The sequence below is a fragment of the Streptomyces sp. BE303 genome (assembly GCF_036290945.1).
Taxonomy (GTDB): domain Bacteria; phylum Actinomycetota; class Actinomycetes; order Streptomycetales; family Streptomycetaceae; genus Kitasatospora.
This window is the reverse complement of record NZ_JAQYWZ010000434.1, coordinates 1-300: the sequence shown is the minus strand read 5'-3', so window position 1 is coordinate 300 and position 300 is coordinate 1. Positions and strand designations below refer to the sequence as shown.

The following is a 300-nucleotide window of genomic DNA, read 5'->3' as shown; positions in this document are numbered from 1 at the left end:
GCCCGGCATCTGGTCGAGACGCACGGTGTCCGTGACCTGCTGTTGCTGTCCCGCTCCGGTGGGGATGCCGGACTCGTCGAGGAGCTCGCTTCGGCGAAGGTGCGGGCGGTGGCCTGTGACGTGGCGGACGCGGAAGCGGTGGCCGGGGCGTTGCGGGGCGTGCCGGTGACGGCGGTGGTTCACGCGGCCGGTGTGTTGGACGACGGGATGGTGGAGTCCCTGACCCCGGAGCGCCTGGACGTGGTGTTCCGGGCGAAGGTCGACGCGGCGCGCAACCTTGCCGCCGCGACGGAGGGCCGG

1 protein-coding gene is annotated in these 300 nt (G+C 73.3%); it reads left to right on the top strand.

The window, feature by feature from the left end; translation table 11 throughout:
* Positions 1 to 300: KR domain-containing protein (locus tag PUR56_RS08685; RefSeq protein ID WP_329948451.1), on the top strand; the 300-nt coding region annotated here is incomplete at both ends.